The organism is Komagataeibacter europaeus LMG 18890, assembly GCF_000285295.1.
Classification (GTDB): Bacteria; Pseudomonadota; Alphaproteobacteria; order Acetobacterales; family Acetobacteraceae; genus Komagataeibacter; species Komagataeibacter europaeus.
Genome location: NZ_CADP01000241.1, coordinates 1 through 1,989, shown reverse-complemented (window position 1 = coordinate 1,989; position 1,989 = coordinate 1). Strand labels below are relative to the sequence as shown.

General features: G+C 51.5%; 3 protein-coding genes. 2 read left to right on the top strand and 1 reads right to left on the bottom strand.

Annotated features, from left to right (window positions below; genetic code table 11):
- The first annotated feature begins 401 nt into the window (after positions 1-401).
- The gene (locus GEU01_RS21155) at positions 402-1,070 is read left to right on the top strand and encodes a MucR family transcriptional regulator (RefSeq protein ID WP_010517199.1); all 669 of its coding nucleotides are present in this window, start codon (positions 402-404) and stop codon (positions 1,068-1,070) included.
- A gap of 53 nt (positions 1,071-1,123) precedes the next feature.
- Here the strand turns inward: GEU01_RS21155 and GEU01_RS27385 are convergent, their stop codons facing one another.
- Positions 1,124-1,255 carry a hypothetical protein gene (locus tag GEU01_RS27385; RefSeq protein WP_258367913.1) on the bottom strand — a complete coding sequence of 44 codons (132 nt, stop codon included), beginning with the start codon at positions 1,253-1,255 and terminating at the stop codon, positions 1,124-1,126.
- 41 nt (positions 1,256-1,296) lie between these two features.
- Here GEU01_RS27385 and mazF point away from each other — a divergent pair, with 41 nt between their 5' ends.
- Positions 1,297-1,641 carry an endoribonuclease MazF gene (gene mazF / locus GEU01_RS25325; RefSeq protein WP_010517204.1) on the top strand — a complete coding sequence of 115 codons (345 nt, stop codon included), beginning with the start codon at positions 1,297-1,299 and terminating at the stop codon, positions 1,639-1,641.
- Positions 1,642-1,989 lie beyond the last annotated feature (348 nt).

Genomic DNA, 1,989 nt, shown 5'->3' with positions numbered 1-1,989 from the left:
CAATCCATACAATATAGGAAGTATTTTAAGATCTAACAGGCCCTAAGCGTACGTAAAGTACACTTTCGTGTCGTGACCCCTGTATCCGCTCACCACGTCATGGAAAATTCGTGGATGGATATATTCGGACTAAAAAACTTATCATCGACATTGAGGTGAGTCGTAGCTTCTGTGCCAGGCCCGCTGCAGGAGCCAGTTTACGCCGTCTGATAGCGTAATCAGGGGCAGGCTTCGCCGCTTACAATTTGCATAGAACTTGATGCTCATGGTGCAATGTGATCGATGTAGGCAACGTAACGCAATATATAATTCAGCTTTCGATACGCCATATTTTGCCGATTGCATAAAGACTTACACTCCGGCAATATTATTCGGTAAAAATATAGCGGAGAGGCTTTATCATGGACCAATCAGACGACCTATCCCCGGCAATTGTAATTGCCATGAGCGACATCGTGGCAGCGCATCTCGGCAATACCAATACTTCTCTGCCGACAGAACACGTCCCGGCGTTTATCCGTGATGTCTACGCTGCTATCCGCGAAACAACACCGGTCCCAGAGAAAAACGCCAGCATTCCGGCCCAGCAGCCCGCAGTTCCAGTCGCGCAGTCGGTATTTCCTGAATACATCGTCTGTCTGGAAGATGGCAAAAAACTCAAAATGCTCAAGCGTCACCTGCAGACAAGGTATGGGATGACGCCAACGCAATACCGAGAGAAATGGCAGCTTCCTATGGATTATCCCATGGTTGCTCCGGAGTATGCCAAAATGCGGGCGGCTCTGGCGCGAGACGCGGGCCTTGGACGTAAGATTTTGGTGCCCCCGACCGCTCCCGTGGACGAGGCACCCGCAGCACCTTCTGTCGATAGTGCAGCGAAAGAAATATCGGTCGATACTGCTGAGGCCGTAGTACCCACCAAAAAAACCATTTCGCGGCGATCCAGGTCGTCGGCAACTGAATCTGGATCTTCCGCAGCGTCGCCAAAGAAAATGCCTCGTTCCAAGGCCTCAGCGAAACCGCGTGCGGTACGGAAAACCGGCACGAAAGCAAAAGGGGCCAAGGTCTGACTGATCAGCCCGGCCTATCGGGCGTGGTTATAAGGCAACCAGGCATCCACGCATCACTCGAACTTCAGGATGACCAGATGGTGAATGTCCACGAGGAAGATGGTCGAGTTATCATTGAGCCAGTTCGCGCCACACCGCTCAAACTGGAAGACCTCGTCGCCGGGATTACCGATTTGAACCAGCATGAGGAAATTGACTTTGGACAGTCTGTAGGTGACGAAAGCTTGTGAGCACCAAATCCCAGGTCACGTGGGTTCCTGACTGCGGCGATATTGTCTGGTTGGAATTTGACCCTCAGGCAGGGCGGGAACAGGCTGTGCATCGGCCAGCGGTGGTTCTCAGCCCTGCGAGTTATAATGCCAAAGCGGGGATGATGCTTTGCTGCCCTACGACCACTAAAATCAAAGGCTATCCGTTTGAAGTGGTCGTGATCGGAAAACCCGCCAGTGTGGTGCTCTCGGATCAGATGAGAAGTCTGGATTGCCGGGTGCGGAGCGCGAAGCTCAAAGGAAAGGTCTCAGCGAAGGAACTTGAGGCAGTTCGTCAGCGCGCCAGATTATTGGTTGGTTGAGGAAAATAAAGAATCCCGCACATTTCGAGGTAGTCAAACATGTCCTGTCGGGCTTCCTGATGTGTGTTGTAGGCTCGATGCCGGACGCGCTTGGGCGATGAGCAATCGATTACGTTCCGCACCATCATACAGGGCGAGGGCGGTAATTTTTCCTGTCATGATTAAGGGTAAGGTGGAAACCTTAATTACTGGTATTGGGTGCAGAACCTTGCGCAAGGTTCTGTCTTTTGTGCGGATTCATAGACGGGAACCGGAGATGAAAGCTCTTCAGGCTGGGAATATGGATCAACTGACAGACTGCTTTCGCCACCGAATCCATATGTCTTATAAGATTTGTTATGCCAACAA

Coding starts and splice junctions, on each gene's coding strand:
- GEU01_RS21155 (WP_010517199.1), top strand. CDS start 402: ATGGACCAATCAGACGACCTATCCCCGGCAATTGTAATTGCCATGAGC.
- GEU01_RS27385 (WP_258367913.1), bottom strand. CDS start 1,255: ATGCTGGTTCAAATCGGTAATCCCGGCGACGAGGTCTTCCAGTTTGAG.